The sequence below is a fragment of the Streptomyces iconiensis genome, from assembly GCF_028657195.3.
Classification (GTDB): Bacteria; Actinomycetota; Actinomycetes; order Streptomycetales; family Streptomycetaceae; genus Streptomyces; species Streptomyces iconiensis.
On record NZ_JANCPR020000017.1, the window covers coordinates 70,246 to 91,162 of the forward strand.

14 protein-coding genes are annotated in these 20,917 nt (G+C 72.9%); 13 read left to right on the forward strand and 1 reads right to left on the reverse strand.

What is annotated here, in order from left to right; all coding sequences use genetic code 11:
* Window positions 1-21: 21 nt before the first annotated feature.
* From NMN56_RS18460 to NMN56_RS18480, 5 genes are all read left to right on the forward strand, one after another.
* Window positions 22-969 carry an ABC transporter ATP-binding protein gene (locus NMN56_RS18460; RefSeq protein WP_274041686.1) on the forward strand — a complete coding sequence of 316 codons (948 nt, stop codon included), beginning with the start codon at window positions 22-24 and terminating at the stop codon, window positions 967-969.
* A complete protein-coding gene (locus NMN56_RS18465; protein WP_274041685.1) occupies window positions 966-3,503 on the forward strand; it encodes an ABC transporter permease in 2,538 nt (845 codons plus the stop codon). The genes NMN56_RS18460 and NMN56_RS18465 overlap by 4 nt, the downstream gene beginning before the upstream one ends.
* 9 nt (window positions 3,504-3,512) lie before the next feature.
* A complete protein-coding gene (locus NMN56_RS18470) occupies window positions 3,513-4,535 on the forward strand; it encodes a pentapeptide repeat-containing protein (RefSeq protein WP_347178614.1) in 1,023 nt (340 codons plus the stop codon).
* Entirely contained in the window at window positions 4,462-5,925 is a 1,464-nt protein-coding gene (locus NMN56_RS18475; protein ID WP_274041684.1) for a tetratricopeptide repeat protein, read from the forward strand. Before NMN56_RS18470 ends, NMN56_RS18475 begins: the two co-directional genes overlap by 74 nt.
* A 129-nt stretch (window positions 5,926-6,054) precedes the next feature.
* Entirely contained in the window at window positions 6,055-7,029 is a 975-nt protein-coding gene (locus NMN56_RS18480; protein WP_274041683.1) for an urea transporter, read from the forward strand.
* 8 nt (window positions 7,030-7,037) lie between these two features.
* Here the strand turns inward: NMN56_RS18480 and NMN56_RS18485 are convergent, their stop codons facing one another.
* A complete protein-coding gene (locus NMN56_RS18485; protein ID WP_274041682.1) occupies window positions 7,038-8,096 on the reverse strand; it encodes a serine/threonine-protein kinase in 1,059 nt (352 codons plus the stop codon).
* A 261-nt stretch (window positions 8,097-8,357) separates the two neighbouring features.
* Here NMN56_RS18485 and NMN56_RS18490 point away from each other — a divergent pair, with 261 nt between their 5' ends.
* The 8 genes from NMN56_RS18490 (at window position 8,358) to NMN56_RS18525 (ending at window position 20,878) form a co-directional block, all read left to right on the forward strand.
* Window positions 8,358-10,214 carry a glycoside hydrolase family 15 protein gene (locus NMN56_RS18490; RefSeq protein WP_274041681.1) on the forward strand — a complete coding sequence of 619 codons (1,857 nt, stop codon included), beginning with the start codon at window positions 8,358-8,360 and terminating at the stop codon, window positions 10,212-10,214.
* Between the two features lie 88 nt (window positions 10,215-10,302).
* Window positions 10,303-10,515 (forward strand): hypothetical protein, encoded by a 213-nt coding sequence (locus tag NMN56_RS18495; RefSeq protein WP_274041680.1) that lies wholly within the window; start codon window positions 10,303-10,305, stop codon window positions 10,513-10,515.
* 112 nt (window positions 10,516-10,627) lie between these two features.
* On the forward strand, window positions 10,628-12,376 hold the full coding sequence (locus tag NMN56_RS18500; RefSeq protein WP_274041679.1) for a fatty acyl-AMP ligase: 1,749 nt from the start codon (window positions 10,628-10,630) through the stop codon (window positions 12,374-12,376).
* Window positions 12,373-14,256 (forward strand): acyl-CoA dehydrogenase family protein, encoded by a 1,884-nt coding sequence (locus NMN56_RS18505; RefSeq protein WP_274041678.1) that lies wholly within the window; start codon window positions 12,373-12,375, stop codon window positions 14,254-14,256. The genes NMN56_RS18500 and NMN56_RS18505 overlap by 4 nt, the downstream gene beginning before the upstream one ends.
* Complete coding sequence (locus NMN56_RS18510) at window positions 14,250-16,028, forward strand: acyl-CoA dehydrogenase family protein (RefSeq protein ID WP_274041676.1); 1,779 nt, start codon at window positions 14,250-14,252, stop codon at window positions 16,026-16,028. Before NMN56_RS18505 ends, NMN56_RS18510 begins: the two co-directional genes overlap by 7 nt.
* 37 nt (window positions 16,029-16,065) lie before the next feature.
* Window positions 16,066-16,569, forward strand: coding sequence for an acyl carrier protein (locus NMN56_RS43025; protein WP_347178615.1), 504 nt, complete (start codon window positions 16,066-16,068; stop codon window positions 16,567-16,569).
* Window positions 16,570-16,574: 5 nt separating this feature from the next.
* Window positions 16,575-19,778, forward strand: a complete 3,204-nt coding sequence (locus NMN56_RS18520) for a type I polyketide synthase (RefSeq protein WP_280842712.1) — start codon at window positions 16,575-16,577, stop codon at window positions 19,776-19,778.
* Complete coding sequence (locus tag NMN56_RS18525) at window positions 19,778-20,878, forward strand: 3-oxoacyl-ACP synthase III family protein (RefSeq protein WP_274041674.1); 1,101 nt, start codon at window positions 19,778-19,780, stop codon at window positions 20,876-20,878. Before NMN56_RS18520 ends, NMN56_RS18525 begins: the two co-directional genes overlap by 1 nt.
* Window positions 20,879-20,917: the final 39 nt, after the last annotated feature.

A 20,917-nucleotide genomic window follows, 5' to 3' on the forward strand; every position in this document is an offset into this window, starting at 1 on the left:
CCGGGCCGTTGACTGGGGAGCATGACCACTTCACGCCCGGGCCCGGTCCCGGAACACCCCGTCGAACTGCGCGCCGTCACCCGCAGATACGGGCAGGGAACACAGTCGGTCACCGCGCTCGACGCGGTCACCCTCACCTTCGCCGCGGGAACGATGACCGCGGTCATGGGGCCGTCAGGCTCGGGGAAGTCGACGCTGCTGCACTGTGCCGCGGGGATCGACAGGCCCAGCGAGGGCGAGGTGCTGATCGGGGGAACAGCGCTGGGGGCCCTGGACGAGAACGCGCTGACTGTGCTGCGCAGGGAACGGGTGGGGTTCGTGTTCCAGGCGTTCAACCTGGTCGCGGCGCTGACGGCGGCGCAGAACGTCGAACTCCCGCTCCGGCTCGCAGGCCGCCGCGCGGCGCCGGGACAGGTCGGCGAAGCGCTCCGCCGGGTCGGGCTCGCTGACCGTGCCGCACACCGCCCCGGCGAACTGTCCGGCGGGCAGCAGCAGCGCGTGGCGCTGGCCCGCGCGCTCATCACCCGGCCAACCGTCCTCTTCGCGGACGAGCCCACGGGCGCCCTGGACACGCACACCTCGCACACCGTGCTGCGCATGCTGCGCGGGCTCGTCGACGCGGACGGAGACGTACTCGGCACTGACGCACCCGGAGGAGGCGTACTCGGAGGGGATGTACGCGGAGGGGCCGTACCCGGCGGGGAAGCGCGTGCGGACGGCGAGGGAGACGGCGAGGGAGCGGGAGCCGGAGACGGTGCCCGTACCGGGCGCCGGGGTGGGCAGACCGTCGTGATGGTCACCCATGACCCGGCCGCCGCTGCCTACGCCGACCGCGTCGTGCTGCTCGCTGACGGGCGCGGAGTGGACGAACTGCCGGGCGGCAGGGGCGCGGAGGCCATCGCGGCCCGTATGGCGGCGCTGGAGGAGCGCCACCGGGGCGCGCACGCGCAGAGCGCGGTGGCGTCATGATCAGCGTGGCGACCGTACGCGAGCGCTGGACCTCCTTCCTCGGCTCCTTCGTGGCCGTGGCGCTCGGCGTCACAGTGGTGACCCTCAGCGGCCTCATCCTGCTGTCCGGCGGTACGGGAGTGCCCGAACGGCTCGCGGGGGCACCGGTTTTGGTGCACAGCCCGGCCGGTGAGCGGGTCGGCGGCGTGTTCGCGGAGAACCCGCCGTGGGCGCCCGAGCGCGTCCGCGACCTGCGGCGCACCCTGGAGGCGCTGCCCGGGGTGCGGGCCGCCGTACCCGACCGTTCCTTCTACGCGCAGCTCACCGGCACCGAGCAGCGCAAGGGCGACAGGCAGGGCCACGGCTGGTCCTCAGCAGCGCTCGCCTCGTACGGACTGACGGCGGGCACACCACCACGGGCCGACAGCGATCTGGTCCTCGACCGGGCGCTGGGGCACGGCCCGGGCGACCGCGTCAGCGTACTGACCGCCGAGGGGGCACGGCGCTTCACCGTCACCGGCACCGTGGACGGGCCCGGCCTCTACGTCACCGACAGGCGAGCGGCCCAACTCGCCGGCGGAGTACGGACGATCGGCCTCCTCCTCGAAACGGGCCCCGGCACGGACACGGCCGGTGCGGCCGGTCCTGCTCACACCGCGGAGGCGGGCGAGGGCGCCCGGACCGCCGAGGCCGGCAAGGGCGCTGGGGCCGCCGGGGCCACCGGGGAGCCCGGGGCCGCCGGGGTCGCGCGGGCCGCTCGGGCCGTGGTCGGGGGAGAGGGCACGGTGCTCACCGGCGCCGCACGGGACGCGCTCGCGCCCCAGCAGGACGAGATGACGCGCTGGATCGGCGGCCAGGTGCTCACCGCGATGGCGCTGCTGTCCACCTTCGTCACCGTTTTCATCGTGTCCTCGGCGTTCGCCTTCACCGTCGCGCAGCGCCGCCGCGAGTTCGGGCTGCTGCGCACCATCGGTGCCACGCCACGGCAGCTGCGCCGCATGCTCTACGGCGAGGCGCTGACGGTGGGCGCGCTCGGCGCGGCGGCCGGAGCCGTCGCGGGTGTACTCCTGGCACCCGCCGTCGCGGGAGTGCTGGTGGAAGCGGGGCTCCAGCCTGAGGGCTTCGCGGTGCGCACGCGGTGGTGGGTGCCGCTCGCCGCGCTGGTGCTCGGTGTGGCCGTGGCGCTGGCCGGAGTGTGGTCCGCCTCGCGCCGTGCCGCGCGGGTCGCACCGCTGGAGGCGATGAGGGAGGCGGCCGTCGACAGCCGGCCGGTGCGGCGGCGCCTGTTCGCCGGGCTGGCCACCACAGCCGCCGGGCTCGGCTGCGCTGTGGGCACGGCGTTCGCGGGGAGCGACTCGATGGTGCTGCTCGGGCTGGGCACGGCGATGGGCCTCACCGCCGGACTCACCCTGCTGGTCCCGGCACTGCTGCGGCCCGTCGTCGGAGCGCTGACCCGCCCGCTGGCCCGGCGCCGGGGGGCGACCGGGCTGCTGGTGCGGGAGAACATGCTCACCGCCGTACGCCGCACGGCCGCGACCGTCGCGCCCGTACTGGCCACCGTCACCTTCGCCGTGCTGCTCACCAGCACGGTGCAGACGACGCAGAGCGCCGACACCGCGCGGCGTGCCGCTGCCGTACGGGCCGAGGCCGCCGTCGCGCCGCACGGTACGCCCGGCCTCTCGGAGGCGGCCACAGCCGGCATGCGGGACACCGCGCCGCTGGGCACGACCGTCTACGGCGGCGAGGGCAGGGCCGCGCTCAACGCCGCCGGTGTGGGCCCCGGTTACGCGCGGCTCACCTCAGGTCCTGTACCGCGTGCCGGCACGGCCGTCGTCTCCCGCGCCGTCGCCTCGGCACACGGCTGGCGTGCGGGCGCGCGTGCGACGCTCACCTTCGAGGACGGCCGCACCGTGCGGCTCCGCGTCTCCGCCGTCGCCGCGGTCCTGGACACCGAGGGCCCGTACCAGTTGCTGCTGCCGCGCGGGCTGGTCAGCGCGCACGACCCCTCGGCCCTCGCCGACGTCGCCTACCGCACCAGCGGCGAACCCGTGCGCGCCGATACCCGGCTCGGGCTGCGCGAGGTCTCGCTGGAGGACTACGCCGCGCTGGCCGACGAGGAGGAGGACCGGCTGATCCGGCTCTTCACGCTGCTCCTCGTCGCGATGACGGCCGGCTACACCGCCGTCGCCGTGGCGTCCACACTGCTGGCGGCAACGGCCGACAGAGCCCGCGACTTCCGGGTGCTGCGGCTCTCGGGCGCCACACCCCGGCAGGTGCTGGCCGCCGTCGCGGGCGAGACGGTCTGCGTCGTCGCGCTGGGCGCCACGCTCGGCCTGGCCGCTGTGGTGCCCGCGCTGCTCGGCATGGTCCACGGGCTGCGGGACGGCCTCGGCGTGCCCGTCGAACTGACTGTGGCCTGGCCCTGGGTGGGCGGCGCCGTGGGCGGCTGCCTCGTCCTGGGTCTGTTGGCCGCCGTCCTCCCCGCCAGGGCGGCGCTGCGGAGCGGAGGCCGGTCAGCGGGCGCAGGCGGAAGGAGCGCTTCCTGGGCGGGTTAGGTTGGTGGGGTGAGCGAGAGTGTGGAGCGGTTGGCGGGCGACTGTGAGCGGTGTGCGGGGCTGTGCTGTGTGGCACTGCCCTTCACCGCCTCGGCGGACTTCGCCGTGAACAAGGCGGCGGGCACGCCGTGCGGCAATCTGACCGCTGACAACCGGTGCGGCATCCACGCGAGGCTCAGGGAGAGCGGGTTCTCCGGCTGCTCCGTCTACGACTGCTACGGCGCGGGGCAGCGCGTGTCGCAGCGTGCCGATCTCACCCCTGGACCACGGATGTTCGAGGTGTTCCGGGTGACGCGGCAGCTCCACGAGCTGCTGTGGTACCTCACCGAGGCCGCCAGGTGCGAGGAGCCCACGGCGCCGCGCGGCGAGTCGCCGGAACCGCGCGGCGAGTCGCCGGAACCGCGAGGCGAGCCCGGCGCCCTGTCCCGCGAGGCGTCCGGGTTGCGGGACGAGATCGACCAGTTGGTGGGCGGCAGCGCGGACGAGCTGGTCGCGACCGAGGTGAACGCGTGGCGTGCGCGGGTCGGCGAGGTGCTGGGGCGGGTCAGTGAGCGGGCACGTGCGGGGCTCGGGGGGCGGGAGCTGCGCGGGGCCGATCTCGCCGGGAAGCGGATGCGGGGCGCCTCGCTGCGGGGCGCGAACCTGCGGGGTGCGCTGCTGATCGCCACCGATCTGCGCGGAGCCGATCTGCGCAGCGCCGACCTGTTGGGCGCCGACCTGCGGGACGCCGATCTGCGCGGGGCCGACCTCACCGACTGCCTCTTTCTGGCCCAGCCCCAACTGAACGCAGCCCAGGGCGACTTGGGCACCTCCCTGCCGGTGGCTTCCGGCGGGCTCACCCGTCCGGGCCACTGGCAGGACACTCACTCAGCCGGGCAGCATGAGGAAGGTCGGCACATGCGCGCGCAGCGGCGTGGGAAGACCTCCGAGGGCGGTGGCGGGAGGAGGGCCAGTGGTCGTGAAGGACGTGAACGCGGCGGGCGCGGCGGGCAGGGACAGGCACGGTCTGGAGACGACCGGCGGGGGCGCTGACACCGAGGCTGGCGAGCACTACGCACACGCGGTGGACTCCCTGCTGTTCTTCAGGGGCGATGTGGCCGACGCGGTCGAGGCCATGCGGGAGGCGGCTCCCCGTGCTCCGCTGGCGCACGCGTTCGCCGCCTATCTCGGTCTGCTGGGCACGGAGGCCGACCAGGCCGCCGTCGCGCGTGAGAGGTTCGCGCGCTTCCGGGAGAGCGTGGACCAGAGCGGGTTCACCGCACGCGAGCGGGCCCACCTCCAGGCGGCCTCCGTCTGGCTCGCGGGAGACATCGAGCGTGCCGGGACGCTGCTGCGCGAACTGTCCGTCTCCTGGCCCCGCGACGCACTGGCGCTGGCAGTAGGCCACCAGATCGACTTCTTCACGGGGAACGCTGCCTCACTGCGCGACCGTATCGCCGGCGCTCTGTCGGCCTGGGACGAGGACGACCCGCACTACGGGCCGCTGCTGGGCATGTTCGCCTTCGGCCTGGAGGAGTCGGGGCACTACGCGCGCGCCGAGCAGGTGGGCCTCGCCGCCGTTGCCCGTAACGCGCGTGATGTGTGGGGCATCCACGCGGTCGTGCACGCGCTGGAGATGCAGGGCAGGTTCGCCGAGGGCATCGGCTATCTCGACGCGCGGCGCGAGCACTGGGGCGCGGGCAACATGATGGCCGTGCACAACTGGTGGCACTACGCCCTCTACGCGCTGGAGGCGGGGGACACGGGGCGCGCGCTCCAGATCTACGACGCCACGCTGCACCACGCGGGGTCCGAGGGCCTGGCGCTGGAACTCCTGGACGCCTCGGCCCTGTTGTGGAGGCTGCTGCTGGACGGGCCGACGACGGCCGGAGCGGTCGGAGGGCGCTGGGAGGCGCTCGCCGATGCGTGGGCCGCGCGCGACGACGGGCCGCACTACGCGTTCAACGACACCCATGCCGTCATGGCCTACCTCGGCGCCGGCCGCATGCGCGAGGCAGAGGCGCTGGTCGCCGACCGCGCCGAGTGGGCGGCCAGGCCCCACCCCGGCGTGACCAACCACACGATGACCGCGCAGGTGGGGCTGCCCGTGTGCAGGGCGCTGATCGCCTTCGCGCAGGAGCGGTACGGGCACACCGTCGACCTGCTGGCGCCCCAGCGGAACCGACTCCAGACCTTCGGAGGCTCGCACGCGCAGCGCGACGCCGTACAGCGCACGCTCATCGAGGCGGCGCTGCGAGCGGGACGGTACGAGCTGGCACGCACCCTGCTGAGCGAGCGGCTGAACCTGCGCCCGAGCAGCCCGTACAACTGGCTGGGCCAGGCACGGCTGGCGGACGAACTGGGCCAGGCCGCCCTCGCGGCAACCGCACGGGACAGGGCCGCCGCGCTGGCAGCGCCCGGGATGAGCGCGCTGAACGGCTGACCCACGGCGCGCGGTGCGGGCCACGGGCTGCGGAACACGGCCACACGGCCACACGCCGGCTCTCGCCATCCGCCACGGAACGCGATCCCCGCACGCTGTCGGACCAGGGGAAACATGTACGTTACATCCATGAGTCGAGTCGTGTCATGGGACCTGCCGGAGCCTGCCGTGGCGCGGCGCCAGCCGTTCCGGTTCGGGTACGAGGTGCTGCGCGGTATCGCGCAGGTGGACTTCATGCCGAACGCCGCATGCGGAGTCTTCTTCTTCGCCGCCCTGTTCGCCGCCGGCTGGCAGTACGGCCTCTACGGGCTGCTCGGCACCGTCGCGGGAACCGCAGCCGCCTACGGGCTCGGTGTCGACAAGGAGCGCATAGGCGCGGGACTTGAGGGGTTCAACGGCTGCCTCGTCGCCGTCGCCTTCGCCGTCTTCCTCGGGCCGGGACACGCCTCCACCTGGGCACTCGCGCTCGGCGGCGCGCTCGTCTCCGCCGTGGTCACCGGCGCGCTCGTCAATCTGCTCAGGCCGTGGTCCATGCCCACGTTCACGCTCCCGTTCTGCCTCATCGCCAGCGTGATGACCATCGCGGCTCCCGGCTTCCCGCGCGTGTGGCACGAGGGCTCGGCGCTCTCGGCGCTGCCCCGCTCGGCGGCCGGCAGCCCGGCGCTGGACTGGGACGGCATCGGCCACGCGTTCTTCGCCAACGTCGGGCAGATCTTCCTGATGCCGCAGTGGTACGTGGGGCTGCTCTTCCTCCTCGGGATCTTCGTGGCCGACCTGGTCGCCGGGCTCACCGCCTGCCTGGGCAGCGTCGTCGGCATCGTCACCGCCTGGGCGCTGGGGGCGCCCGCGTCCGGCGTCACCGAGGGACTGCTCGGCTACAACGCGGTCCTCGTCGCCATGGCGCTCGGCGCCGTCTTCCTCGACCGCGGCGCGTGGAGCCTGGGCTACGCGGCCGTCGGCGCCGCCGCCTCCACGGTGCTGACCGTCGCCGTCACCTCGTTCTTCGCCCCCTTCGGCGGCCACACCCTCACCTGGCCCTACATCCTCACCACCCTCTTCTTCCTCGCCGCCGTGCCCTCTTTTCCGCGCCTGCGCAGGAGTTGAGCGTCCGCTCAGCCGTGCCGGGACCTGTCCGCTTCGAGGGCCCGGCTGAGCGCCTTCGAGGGGTAGGGGGTCTCTCTGCTCTCGTCCTGGATCTTGAGGTAGAAGTCCGTCAGCAGTGCGGCGAGCGGTGCGTGGCGGGAGAGGAGCGCCCTGGCCCGTCGCGGTCCGTTCGGTGGGGGCCGGCCTTCCGCGTATGCGTGAAGGAGTGCGGAGCGTTTCTCCCGCTCGTAGCCGTACAGGGCCGTGAGCAGCCAGTTCACCAGCCAGCTGCGGGTGTAGCAGCGATCGTAGGTGCGGTGTCGTGCGAAGAAGTCGCTCTCGCACGGTGACAGATCGAATGTGGAGGAGAGGGCGAGGCCGTAGTCGGCGAAGTAAAGGCGTCGGCCGTCGGTCAGGATGTTCTGGAAGTGGGCGTCGAAGTGGAGGAGCCCGCGCGCGTTCATGAAGGATGTGCCGGCCTCCAGTTCGGCTTCCACCAGGGAAAACGCCCGGTCGGCGGTCTCCTCGTCGGCCTGTACCTGCTCGGTCAGCCACTCGTGGAGCGTCTGGGGCACGTACTCCAGGAACAGGGTGAGGCTCGCGGAGGACTGGTGAAGCGCCTCGACGCGGCGGCGTATCTCCGGCCCGCCTCCCCAATAGGCCACGGCCCGCTCCACGTCAGCGAGTTCCCCGGGAAGCGCGGCTGCGCCTGGCAGTACGCGCCAGTGGTACATCATCGGAAACCCTTGGTACTGGCCTCCGCGCACCCAGTTCGTCGTCATGGTGTGAACGGCCAGCTCCCGCCACGCCCCGAAGCCAGGACTGCCGACGCCGTACTGGCAGAAGGTGGGAAGCCCGAACAGGTTGGCCGTGGACCGTACATGCTCGGGCAGCAGCTCCCTGTCCGTGAGCGGTACCCGCTTCACGAAGACCGGCCTCCCACCGATCTCCAGCAGCCCGGACCAACCGCCGATGCCGGAGCCAAGCGGTACGGCGGTGTCCAGCAGTTCGCTCAGCCGGCGGTCGCTTCGCGGGGCGAGAGATGCCGAGACAGCGCTGTAGGCGGCCGAGCGTGCGCCTTCCGACATGTCAGGACGCTCGACGGCTGCGCGCATCGGAATTGCCGACCTCATTTCCACCATGTCCGCGGGAATCCATCAACTGCTGCCTCCGCACTGTAGGTGAGAGGCGATGAGGAGACCGGCGGAGTCGGTGCACAGGGCAGGTTGTCACGATTCAGCGGCCGGGCCAGTGGCTCTTGAGTGGTTCTCCATGGCTTGCGCTTTGGCTGGGGGCAGCCGTGGCTGTGCTTACGGGTGGCCGGGAGGCCGGGGAGCCGGGGAGTCTGGGTGGCGACGCTGATCGAGGACTACGCGCTGATCGGGGACATGCAGACGGCGGCCCTGGTCTCCAGGAACGGGTCGGTCGACTGGCTGTGCCTGCCCCGGTTCGACTCGCCCGCCGTCTTCGCGGGCCTCCTGGGCACCGACGAACACGGGTTCTGGCGGGTCGCACCCGCGCACGCGCAAGGGGGCTGCGCCACCCGGCGGCGCTACCGAGGTGAATCGCTCGTCCTGGAATCCGAGTGGGACACCCCGGAGGGGACCGTGCGCTTCACCGACTTCATGCCGCCGCGCGAGGACGCGGCGCCCTGCCTGGTGCGGATCGTCGAGGGCGTCAGCGGGCGGGTGCGGATCAGTTCGGCGCTGCGGATGCGGTTCAGCTACGGCCGTATCGTCCCGTGGGTGCAGCGAGAGAGCGCGGCCGGGCTGCCCGACCGTACCGTCGCCGTCGCCGGGCCCGACTCGCTGTGGCTGGACACCGACGTGCCCACGTACGGCAGCGACCTGACCACACACGCCGACTTCACCGTCGCAGCCGGCCAGCGCGTCACCCTCACCCTCAGCTGGCGGCCCTCGCACCTTTCGGCGCCGCCCCGGCCCGAGGCACGCGAACTGCTGCGCGGCACCGAGCGGTTCTGGGCGGCGTGGACCGACCAGTGCAGCTACGAAGGGCCCTGGCGCGAGGCCGTCGTCCGCTCCCTGATCACGCTCAAGGCCCTCACCTACGCGCCCACCGGCGGCATCGTCGCAGCGCCCACCACCTCGCTGCCCGAGGAGATCGGCGGCGTACGCAACTGGGACTACCGCTACACCTGGCTGCGCGACGCGGCGATGACCCTGACCGCGCTGCTGCGCACCGGCTACCGCGAGGAGGCACGCCGGTGGCGCGAGTGGCTGCTGCGCGCCGTCGCCGGCGATGCGCAGAACCTCCAGATCATGTACGGGGTCGCGGGTGAACGCGAGCTGTCCGAGGCGGAGTTGCCCTGGCTGCCCGGCTACGAGGGCTCAGGGCCCGTACGCATCGGCAACGGCGCCGCTGCCCAGCTCCAGCTCGACGTGTACGGGGAGGTCGTCGACGCGCTCTACCTCGGCCAGACCTCCGGGCTCTCGCGCGACGACAGCACCCACATCCTCCAGATGAAGCTCATGAACTACCTGGAGTCCAACTGGCGCGAGCCGGACGAGGGGATCTGGGAAGTACGCGGCCCCCGCCGCCACTTCACCCACTCCAAGGTCATGACATGGGTCGCGGCCGACCGCACCGTACGCCGCCTCTCCCGGCTCGGCCTGGAAGGCCCCGTCGCCCGGTGGCGTGCCCTGCGCGACGAGGTGCACAGGGAGGTGTGCGCCAAGGGGTACGACGCGGACCGCAACACCTTCACCCAGTCCTACGGTTCCCGCGAGCTGGACGCCTCACTGCTGCTCATCCCGCAGGTCGGCTTCCTGCCGCCGGGTGACCCGCGCGTCGTCGGCACCGTCGAGGCCGTACAGCGCGAGCTGTGCGAGGACGGCTTCGTGCGGCGCTACCCCGTTGCGGGCGGTGCGGGCGGTGCGGGCGGTGCGGGCGGTGCGGGCGGTGCGGGCGGTGCGGCCGGCGACGCGGGGGACGGGCTGCCCGGCGGCGAGGGCGTCTTCCTCGCCTGCTCCTTCTGGCTCGCCCACGACCTCGCCCTCATCGGCCGGCCGGCCGAGGGGCGCGCGCTCTTCGAACGCCTTCTGGCGCTCCGCAACGACCTCGGCCTGCTCGCCGAGGAGTGGGACACGGTGCGCCTGCGCCAGGTCGGCAACTTTCCCCAGGCGTTCAGCCACGTCCCCCTCATCGACGCGGCCCTCGGCCTGGGCGGCGGGCGCCTCACCATGTGAAGGCGGCCTCTTAAGCCGCAGTTGAGCGTCGCCGCCCATGCTCCGGTAACGGGAACCGAGGAGCGGGGACCGGGGAGCGGAGGACGCGATGCAGTTCGCACGGAGAGCGCTGATCGCCGTGGGCAGGGCGCTGGTGATGTACGGAAGCCTGTGGGTCCATGTGCCCCACACGTGGGTGCACGAGGAGCTCCGCAGGCAGAGCAGGGAAGCGCCGGAGGAGCCCGGCGGGGCGGAGGCGCGGACCGGGGGCGCGCATGACCAGCGAACAGTTCCGGTGTTCAACAAAGTCCACGTGGAATAGAGGGGGATTTGAGAGGTCGGGGCCAAGCTCTGGCCAGAGATGACGGGTTGGAGGTCGTCTGGAGAGGCGCCCGTCCCTGGGGCGGGCGGCCAACGGGGTTATGGGGGCGAAGATGACGGTGCCCGGGAACTTCACCGAACTCGCGGTGCGCAGAATGGAGGAGCACTCCGAGGACGAGGCGTACGCGTTCGTCACGGCGGACCGCGACGACAAGCTCGAAGCGGACACCCTCACCTACGGAGAGCTGCGAAGGCGGGCGTTCGGTCTGGCCTCCTGGCTCCAGGAACGCGGCTGCCACGGGCAGCGCGTCCTCATCCTGCACACCGACGGGAAGCAGTTCGTCAGCAGCTTCCTCGGCTGCCTCCTCGCGGGCGCCGTCGCCGTTCCCGCGCCGCCTCCCAGCGGGGCGCGGCAGAACGTGGAGCGCGTGGCGAACATCGTCAGGGACGCCGCCATCAGCTATCTGATGACCGACTCGGCGAACGCCTCGTCCGTCTCCCAGCTTCTCGCCAACATCGGGCACCCGGAGGTCGTCTGTCTGGCGACCGACCGTGCCCAGCCCGGCGGGGGCGGGGCATGGAGCGAGCCGGGGCTGTTCGCGGACGATGTCGCCTACCTTCAGTACACCTCCGGCTCGGTGAGCGAACCCAAGGGCGTGATGGTCACGCACCGCAACATGCTCGCCAACCAGGAGGCCATCCACCAGGCCATGCGCACCACGCGGGACTCCGTCGTCGGCGGCTGGCTGCCCTTCCACCACGACATGGGGCTCGTCGGGCATCTGCTCCACCCGCTGTGGCTGGGCAGCAGGGGCGTGCTGATGCCGCCCATCACCTTCGTGAAGCGGCCCGTGCGCTGGCTGCGCATGATCGACGAGTTCGGCATCACCACGGGCGGCGGGCCCAACCTCGGCTACGACCTGTGCGTGCGCCGCGTCAAGGACGAGCAGATCGGCGCGCTGGACCTGTCCCGCTGGGAGACGGCCGTCAACGGCGCCGAGCCGGTACGGGCCGAGACCATGGACGCGTTCGCCGGCAGGTTCGCCTCCACGGGGTTCCGGCGCACGGCGTTCTACCCCTGTTACGGGCTCGCCGAGGCCACCCTCCTCGTGACCGGCGGTGTTCCCGGGCAGCCGGCCAGGGAACGGGCCGTGGACGCCGCGCATCTCGAACACCACCGGATGCGCGGGGCACGGGCGGGCAAGTCGGCGCGCACGCTGGTCAGTTCGGGCATCCCGCACGGCTGCGACGTACGCGTGGTGGACCCCGAGAGCCATGCGCAGCTGCCCGACGGGCGGGTGGGTGAGGTGTGGATACGGGGCGAGAGCGTCGCGCACGGCTACTGGAACAGGCCGCTGGAGAACGCCCACGCCTTCCGCGCGGCGACCAGCGACGGCACCGGGGGCTTCCTGCGCACCGGCGATCTCGGCGTGCTCGACGGCGGCGAACTGTTCGTGACGGGGCGGCTCAAGGACATCATGATCGTGGCGGGGCGCAACCTCTACCCGCAGGACATCGAGCGCAGCGTCCAGCGGGTGAGCGCGCTCTTCGGCTCCAGCGCTGCCTTTGCCGTCGAGTCCGACCGTGACCACGTGGTCGTCGTCCAGGAGGTGCGCACCAGCCGCGACTTCGACGCCGAACTGGCTTCCCTGGCAGCCGCCGTGCAGAAGTGCGTGGCCAAGGAGTTCGAGGTGGCGTCCGAGAACGTGCTCCTCGTACGGCCGGGAACCGTACGCAGGACCACCAGCGGCAAGCTCCAGCGCGGCGCCATGCGGCGGATGTTCCTGGACGGGCAGATCCAGCCGCTCCACGAGGTCGTCGCACCCGAGGTACGCGAGCTGGTGGCGGAGCGGGCGCGATGACCGTACTGAGCGAACGGCTGGCAGCCGACGGGCCGGAGGACCCGGCCGCCGACCGCTGGCCCCTCGCGCAGCGCCTGGACGCGCGGCTCGGTGACCCCACCGACGGCAGCGGCCCGCTCAGTTACGCCACGGCGGCGCGCGAGGACACCGGCGAGGAGTTCCCCGCCGGGGCCTGCGCCGCGCTCGACAGGCTCGGTGTCCAGCACTTCTACGTGCCGGCGCAGTACGGCGGCGCGCTCACCGGGCTGCCGCAGCTCCTGGAGATCGTCCGCACCCTGGCCCGGCGCGATCTGACCACCGCCATCGGCCACGGCAAGACGTTCCTGGGCGCGGTGTGCATCTGGGTCGCCGAGGACCGCGCGGGTGCGGCGCGGCTGGCCGAACTCGTCCGCGCGGGAGAGCCCGTCTCGCTCGGGCTCACCGAACGCACGCACGGCAGCGACCTGATGGCGGGCGAGGTCGTCGCCGACCGCACTGCGCGCGGGTACCGCATCACCGGCGAGAAGTGGCTCATCAACAACGCCACCCGGGGCCGCCTGGTGTGTCTGCTGGCCCGGACCAGGGCCGAGGGCGGGCCGCGCGGCTTCAGCCTGCTCCTGGTGGACAAGAACGAGCTGCCGGCCGGCACCTACCGCACCCTGCCCAAGGTGCGCACCCTGGGCATACGCGGCGCCGACATCAGCGGTATCGCCTTCGACGGCGCCCCGGTCGGCCGCGAGTGCCTCGTGGGACGCGAGGGCGAGGGGCCCGAGACCGTTCTCAAGTCCCTCCAGATCACCCGCTCCCTGTGCACCGCGCTCTCCCTCGGCGCCGCCGACCACGGGCTGCGCCTCGCGTACGGCTTCGCCGCCGGGCGCGAGCTGTACGGGCGCCGCCTGCTGGACCTGCCCATGGCGCGGCGCACCCTCGCCGAGAGCTACGCCGATCTGCTCGCCACCGAGGCGCTGAGCACCGTGGCCGCGCGCAGCATCCACACGCTGCCGGGCGAGCTGAGCGTCACCTCGGCCGTCGCCAAGTACCTGGTGCCCACGGTCGTCGACGACCTCGTCGCACGGCTGCGGGGCGTGCTGGGCGCACGCTCCTTCCTCGCCGACCACTACGCGCACGGCCGCTTCCAGAAGCTGGAGCGCGACCACAGGATCGTCGGCATCTTCGACGGCAACACGATGGTCAACCTGTACGCGCTCACCGCGCAGTTCCGTACCCTCGCCCGCAACCACCCGCGGGACTGGACAGGGAGCGTGGAGCGCACGGCGACCTTCTCCCTCGGCCACCCGCTGCCCGAGCTGCGGCCCGAACGCCTGAGCCTGCTCGTGCGGCGCGGCAGCACCCTGATGGGGTCCCTGCCGGCTTCGGCCGAGGCGCTGGCAGCGGCGGCCGGGCGTGACCCCTCGCTGACCAGGGCGGCGCGGCTGGCGCTGCGCCTGGTGGGCGCCGCCGCCGAACTGCATGCCCGGATGGGCGCTGCCCGGCTCGTCCCCGGCGGGGCACCCGTGGAGAGCTTCGACCTGGCACGCGGCTACAGCGTCTGCTTCGCCGCCGCCTGCGCGCTGGGGCTGTGGCGGCACAACGGGTTCCTCTCGCCCGGCGCTCCGGAGTCCGGCGCTCCCGGGTCCGCGACACGGGGGGCCGCGGCGCCGGGGGCCGGCACGCGCCAGTGCTGGCTGGAAGGCGTACTGGACCGGCTCTTGAGCCGCCTGGAGGAAGCTGTCCCCGGGTGCACGGGACCGCTGCCCCGGTCCCGGAGCACCAGAGAGGCCGAGGAGGAGGCACGGGAGCCGTTGTACGAGCGGCTGTTGGCAGGGATGGCCGGACAGTACGAGGCGGGAGAGCTGTTCTCCCTGCTCCCGTGCCGAATAGCGGAGGGGCCGCCATGCTGACACCGACCGAGGAAGAGACCCGTGTCCAGCACAGGGTCGCCGACCTGGAACGCCGGTTCGGTGACCCGTCAGAGCCGGACAACCCGCTCGGGCTCACCGCGCTGCTGGAGGCCGACGAGCGCGGCGAACTGCTCGCGCTCGCCGAGGAGGAGCTGACCGACTTCGGCCTCAACGCCGAGTTCGTGCCCCGCGAGTGGGGCGGCAGGCTCGACCGTATCGACACCATGGGCAGGGTCCTGCGTACCGTCTTCCGGCGCGACGCCAGCCTCGGCCTCGGCTACGGCGCCACCACCTTCCTCGCCGCCATCGCCGTATGGGCGGCGGGCACCGAGGACCAGCGGCGGCGGGTGGCCGAACTCCTCCTGAACGGCGGCAGGCTGGCCATCGCCTACCACGAGCTGGCGCACGGCAACGACTTCGTGCGCAACGAGTTCCGCGCGAAGCCCACCCCCGAGGGCTTCGTCCTCGACGGGGCCAAGCACGTCATCAACAACGTCGTACGCGCGGAGGCACTCGTCCTGTTCAGCCGCACCGACGAGGCAGCGGGCAGCCGCAGCCACTCCGTGCTGCTCATCGAGAAGGACCGGCTGCCCGCCGGTGACGGGTACATGCGCTATCTGCCGCGCTACGCCACCGTCGGCGTACGCGGCTGCCAGAACGCGGGCATCGAGTTCACCGACTGCCCCGTGGGGCCCGAAGCGCTCGTCGGCGAGCTGGGCGACGGCGTCGAACTCGCCCTGCGGTCCTTCCAGATCACCCGCAGCGTGCTGCCCTCGATGATCCTCGGCGGCGGCGACACGGCGCTGCGCACCGCCGTCAGCTTCGCGCTGGACCGGCAGCTCTACAACCGTTCCGTACTGGAGATCCCGCACGCACGCGCCACCCTCGCCGGGGCCTTCACCGATCTGCTGGTCTGCGACTGCCTCGCGCTGGCCGCGACCCGGGCCGTGCATCTGCTGCCCGGCGAGACCAGCGTCTACGCCGCCGCCGTCAAGTACCTGCTGCCCAAGCTGCTCACCGAGACCACCTACGACCTGTCCATCGTGCTGGGCGCCAACTTCTATGTGCGCGGTGGGGAGTACGGCGCGTTCCAGAAGCACGTACGCGATCTGCCGATGATCAGCCTCGGGCACGCGGGGACGGCGGCCTGCCAGGCGACGATCATCCCGCAGCTGGCCCGGCTGGCACGCACCGCGTGGTTCAAGGGCGCACCCGCGCCCGCCGGGCTCTTCCGCCTCCGCGAGTGCCTGCCGCCCCTGGACCCCTCACGGCTGGCGCTCGTCGCCGGAACCGACGCGCTGGCCTGCTCGCTCAACGGCGCAGCCGAAGCCGTCGAGGAGGAGTGCGCGCGGCGCGGGCAAGGCGGCGCGCGGGTCGCCGGGGCCGCCGGGGCCGCCGAGTATGGGGAGGCGCTGGGTGCGCTCGCGCGCGAGATGGAGGACGAGCTGCGCAGCCTCCAGGAGGAGTGCGCCGCGATGACCGCCAAGGACAGAACGGTGCTGGCCAGCCCCCGCGCCTACGCCGTGGCCGACCGTTACGCGCTGCTGCTGGCGGCGGCTGCCTGCCTGGGTGTGTGGCTCCAGACGGACGACGAGGGCTTCCTCGCCGGGCCCGAATGGCTGGCAGCCGCGCTCAGCCGGCTGGGCAAGCGGCTGGGCCGCCCGCTGCCCAAGCTGCCCGCCGGGTGCGAGGACCGCCTCCTGGACGAGGTGCTCTCGCGCTACCACGAGGCCCGCAGTTACGACCTGTACGACACCCCGATCGCAGGCTGACCGTACACGCCCGTAGACGAGCTGCTGAGGAGCACACATGGTGCCGCAATCCACCGGGGCGCAGCCCCCGGGCCCCCGGGCGACCGGGCTGGTGGACCGCGTGGCCGGGCGTGCGGCCGGGCGTGAGGACGTCGGCGAACGCGGGTTCCGGGATTGGCTGGCCGCTCGGCTCAGCGAGTTCCTTCAGCGCCCCGTCGCGGAGATCGACCCGCGTACTCCGTTCGCCGAGTACGGGCTCGACTCCGTTGCCGCGCTGAGTCTCTACGGGGACATCGAGGACGAGTTCGAGCTGTATCTCGAACCCACCGTCGCCTGGGACCACCCCACCGTCGAGGACCTCGCCCGCTACCTCGCGCGCGAGTACGTCAAGCTCGGCGACGGGGAGAGCGGCGGCGAGGACACGTCCGAGGGCCGCGATGACTACCGCGGTGACCGAGAGAGCGGCGGCGAGGGAAGAGCTGAGGACAGGGCCGAGGACAGGGGCGAGGACAGGGGCGAGGGCGACAGCGGCAGCGCGAGCGACGGGCGACCGGAGGTGTAGCGACCGTGCCAGGTTCCAGCACTTCCGGCGCTTCCCGGAAGCAGCGCGAGGAGGCCCAAGTGCCCACGCGCGTACCGCCGTTGCCGCAGGGCGCGCGGGACATCGCCGTCGTCGGACTCGACTGCGCCTTCCCTTCGGCGCCCGACCCCGCGGCGTACTGGCGGCTGCTCACCGGCCGCGTGCACGCCGTCGGCGAGCCCCCGCCCACGCGGTTCAGGGCCGGGGCGCCCGGTGCCTTCCTCGCGGACTGCGATGCCTTCGACCACGACTTCTTCGGCATCTCCACGGCCGACGCCGCCTCCATGGACCCCCAGCAGCGGTTGCTGCTCCAGTGCGCGTGGCGGGCCGTTGAGGACTCGGGGACCGCACCGCGCCGGCTCGCGGGCAGCAGGACCGGCACCTACGTCGGCGCCATGTCCGACGACTGGGCCCGGCTCTCCCTCGCCGACCCCGCCGGCATCACGCCACGCACCGGCACCGGGAGCGGACGCTCCATGCTGGCCAACCGGCTCGCCTACCAACTCGACCTGCGCGGGCCCAGCATGACCGTGGACACCGCGTGCTCCTCGTCCCTGGTCGCCGTGCACCTGGCCTGCAACGCGCTGCTGACCGACGAGTGCGACCTCGCGCTCGCCGGTGGCGTCAACGTTCTCATCGGTACCGCGCTGGACCAGATCTACGAGCAGTCAGGGCTCGCGGCGGCCGACGGGCGGTGCAAGCCCTTCGCGGCTGCGGCCGACGGTATCGGCCGCGGCGAGGGCGTGGGCGTCGTCGCGCTGCGCCGCCTCGCCGACGCCGAACGCGACGGCGACCCCGTGCACGCCGTCATCCACGGCAGCGCCGTCAACCAGGACGGGCGCAGCAACGGCATCATGGCCCCGCACCGCGCCTCGCAGCGCGAGGTGATCACAGCGGCGTGCGAGCGCGCTGGTGTCGCACCCGGGCAGGTCCGCTATGTCGAGGCGCACGGCACGGGCACGGTGCTCGGCGACCTGATCGAGGTGCTGGCCCTCGACGACGCGCTCGGCAAGCGCAAAGGCCCGCGCGAGAAGCCGCTCGTGCTCGGCTCCGTCAAGGCCGTCATCGGGCACACCGAGGGCGCCGCCGGGATGGCGGGACTTCTCAAGACCGTGCTCGCGCTGCGCGAGGGCACCGTGCCCCCGGGGCCGGAAACGGGCGAGGAGAACAGCCAACTCGGCCTCACCAAGCGGCACATGGAGCTGTGCACCGCGCCACTGGACCTCGCGGCCGAGGGGGCCGACTGCCGGGCCGGGGTCTCCAGCTTCGGCATGGGCGGCACCAACGCCCACCTCGTGCTCGGCCCGCCACCCGCGCCGGCGCCTTCCCCCGGGCCCCCGCACGCGTCCATGCCCGTGGTCGCACACGCGTCCATGCCCGTGGCCGCGCGTGTGTCCACGTCCACGCCACACCCCGTGTCCTCGCAGGCGCGTGCGGCCGGCGTCTTCACCCTCTCGGCTCCCACTCCCGAAGCGCTCCGGGACAACCTCCGTGCCCAGGCCGGGGCCGTGTCCCGCGTGCCGTCGGCCGACCTGGGCGCGCTGTGCCGTACGAGCAACCTGGTGCGGTCCGCTCACCCCTGCCGCTTCGCCGCCGTGGTGACCGGGCCCGAGGAGCTGGCCGAGGCGCTGGAAGCGGGCGCAGCGGTCGAGGGCGATGTTCCCGCGGCGGTCGAAGAGCCCACCGTGGCCTTCGCGTTCACGGGGCAGGGCGCCCAGTACCCGGGCATGACGGCGGGCCTGTACGCGCAATCACCCCTCTACCGGCGCCACTTGGAGGAGGCGTCAGCCGCGCTCAGGCCGTACACGGTCGATCCCGTGCACGAGCTGATCCTCGGCGGCAGCGACCGGGTGCACCGCACGGGCACCACACAGCCCGCACTCTTCGCGGTGGAGTACGCCCTGGCCAGAACCCTGATGGACCTGGGCGTGCGCCCCTCGGCCGTGATCGGGCACAGCATCGGCGAGTTCGCAGCCGCCGTGGTCGCCGAGGCGCTGGACCTGGCGGACGCCGCGCGGCTCGTCGCGTTGCGCGGCGCGTTCATGGAGGCGCTGCCCGAGGGCGGCGGCATGCTCGCCACCCGCGCGCGTGCGCGCGAGGCGGCTGCGCTCGTCGAGGGCGAGCCGCTGGTCGCCGTCGCCGCGCTCAACGGGCCCGGCGCGACCGTGCTGTCAGGAGAGCTGGAGGCGCTGGCGCGGGTACGGGCCGAGCTGGAGCGCGGCGGATTCGGCTGCACCCCGCTCCAGGTCTCGCACGCCTTCCACTCACCGCTGATGGAGCCCATGCTCGACCGCTTCGCCAGGGCGGCGTCCCGCGTCACGGGCCGCGAGCCCCGGCTGCCGTTCCACTCCACGGTCGAGGGCGGACTCCTGGCGCAGGGAACGCGGCTGGACGCCGACTACTGGACCCGCCAGATACCGGCGACCGTCCTCTTCGAGGCCGCTGTCGGTTCCCTGTGCGCCGAACCGCCCACCCATGTCGTGGAGATCGGGCCCAGGCCCGTACTGTCCGGGCTGCTGCGCAGGATCGCCGCCTCCCGCTCGGTGCCCGCCCTGCCCCTGTGCAAGGACGCGTCCTCCGGCGCGCGGCAGCCGGCCGAGGCACTTGCCCGCCTCTACTGCGAAGGGCTCGACCCCGACTGGGACGGCCTGTACGGCGAGGAGGACCGCCGCACCGTACGGCTGCCTGCACACGTCTTCTCCACCCGCTGGCGCTCCTGGCGCATGGCACCCTCCACCCCCTACGACCCGACCGCCAACGGGCACGCGAGCCACCCCGACGGCAACGGTTGTCCCAACGGGGCCGCCTCGCCCAACGGGGCAGCATCCCAGGGGAGTTCAGCCAACGGGAACGGTGCTCACAGCGCCCGGGACGGTGCTCACAGCGCCCAGGACGGTGTTACCGGTGACGGGGCCGCCGCCACCGGGACGCAGCCGGCACTCGTTCCCGAACACATCCGTGAGGTCGTCGCCGCCATCGTCGGCGACGAGGCCGGTGAGCTGGACGACGAACTGCGCTTCTACGACGACCTGGGATTCGACTCCGTCATGCTCATGGAACTGAAGTACCGGCTGGAGGTCCGCTTCCCCGAACTCGGGGAACTCTCCCTGCCCGAAATGCTCTCCAGCCTCGTGAGCGTCGGCTCCCTCGCGGAGTACGTACGCGGCCTGCTCGCACCGGCGGCCGTGTGATGGCGGCGCACCCCGCCGGCCGCCCGGCGGGCAGCGCGGCACGCAACGGCCGGCGTGGCGCGGGCGCCGTCCAGCTCGCCGGCATCGGCACGGCGCTGCCGGGCGAACCCGTCGACAACGACCGGCTCTCGCGGCGCCTGGGCATCGCCTCCGAGTGGGTCGAGACGTTCATCGGCACCCGTACCCGGTACTTCGCCGTCGATCTCGACACCGGGCGGGCGCGCTGGAGCCTGGAGGACCTGTGCACCGACGCCGCCGACCGCGCGCTCGCCGACGCGGGCGCCGAACCGGGTGACGTCGGCTTCATCGTCGTCGCCACCGCGACCCCCGACGCGCTGATGCCCACCACGGCCACCCTCCTCGCCGACCGGCTCGGCATCGACGGCACGCCCGCCTACCAGCTCCAGTCCGGATGCACGGGCGCCGTCCAGGCGTTCGCGCTCGCCCTCGCGCTGCTGGAGACCGGCGCGGGCGGGGACAGGCCGCTCGGGCTCGTCGTCGGAGGCGACGTGTGCAGCAAACACCTGGATCTGTGCCAGGACTTCAGGGAGCTGCCGCCAGGAGCGCTCGTCAACTATGCGCTCTTCGGTGACGGTGCCGGAGCCGCCGTCGTCAGCCACGGCACGGGCAGGGCGGGTTCGCGGGCCGTACTCACCCGGGCCGAGCACCGCATGAGCGGGCTCGGGCTGCCACCGGGCCAGCGCCTCGAATGGTTCGGGGCCGCCGACCGGCACCCGTACAGACCCGCGGCGACCGAGGACTACAAGGCCATCGAGCACCGTGTGCCCGCCATGGCGCTGGAGGTGCGCGACGAACTCCTCGACGCGCTCGGCTGGCCGCCCGAAAGCGTCGGGCATCTGCTTCCACCGCAGCTCAGCGGGCGGATGACCGAGCGGATCACGAGGGAGCTGAGCCACGGCCTTGAGTGGGACGCCGTCTCCTGTGTGGCGGAGACGGGGAACAACGGGAACGCGCTCGTCTTCCTGCAACTGGAGAAGCTCCTCGGCGGGTTCGGCCCCGGGCGGCGTGCCCTGGGCATCGCCATCGAGTCCAGCAAGTGGATCAAAGCAGGCTTCGCAGTGGAGGCGCACCATGGTTGACCCCGGCGCTCTCCCCCCGAGGCGCAGCCGCACCCCCGC

Coding starts and splice junctions, on each gene's coding strand:
- NMN56_RS18465 (WP_274041685.1), top strand. CDS start 966: ATGATCAGCGTGGCGACCGTACGCGAGCGCTGGACCTCCTTCCTCGGC.
- NMN56_RS18525 (WP_274041674.1), top strand. CDS start 19,778: ATGGCGGCGCACCCCGCCGGCCGCCCGGCGGGCAGCGCGGCACGCAAC.
- NMN56_RS18505 (WP_274041678.1), top strand. CDS start 12,373: ATGACCGTACTGAGCGAACGGCTGGCAGCCGACGGGCCGGAGGACCCG.
- NMN56_RS18485 (WP_274041682.1), bottom strand. CDS start 8,096: ATGTCGGAAGGCGCACGCTCGGCCGCCTACAGCGCTGTCTCGGCATCT.
- NMN56_RS43025 (WP_347178615.1), top strand. CDS start 16,066: ATGGTGCCGCAATCCACCGGGGCGCAGCCCCCGGGCCCCCGGGCGACC.
- NMN56_RS18510 (WP_274041676.1), top strand. CDS start 14,250: ATGCTGACACCGACCGAGGAAGAGACCCGTGTCCAGCACAGGGTCGCC.
- NMN56_RS18500 (WP_274041679.1), top strand. CDS start 10,628: ATGACGGTGCCCGGGAACTTCACCGAACTCGCGGTGCGCAGAATGGAG.
- NMN56_RS18480 (WP_274041683.1), top strand. CDS start 6,055: ATGAGTCGAGTCGTGTCATGGGACCTGCCGGAGCCTGCCGTGGCGCGG.
- NMN56_RS18460 (WP_274041686.1), top strand. CDS start 22: ATGACCACTTCACGCCCGGGCCCGGTCCCGGAACACCCCGTCGAACTG.
- NMN56_RS18495 (WP_274041680.1), top strand. CDS start 10,303: ATGCAGTTCGCACGGAGAGCGCTGATCGCCGTGGGCAGGGCGCTGGTG.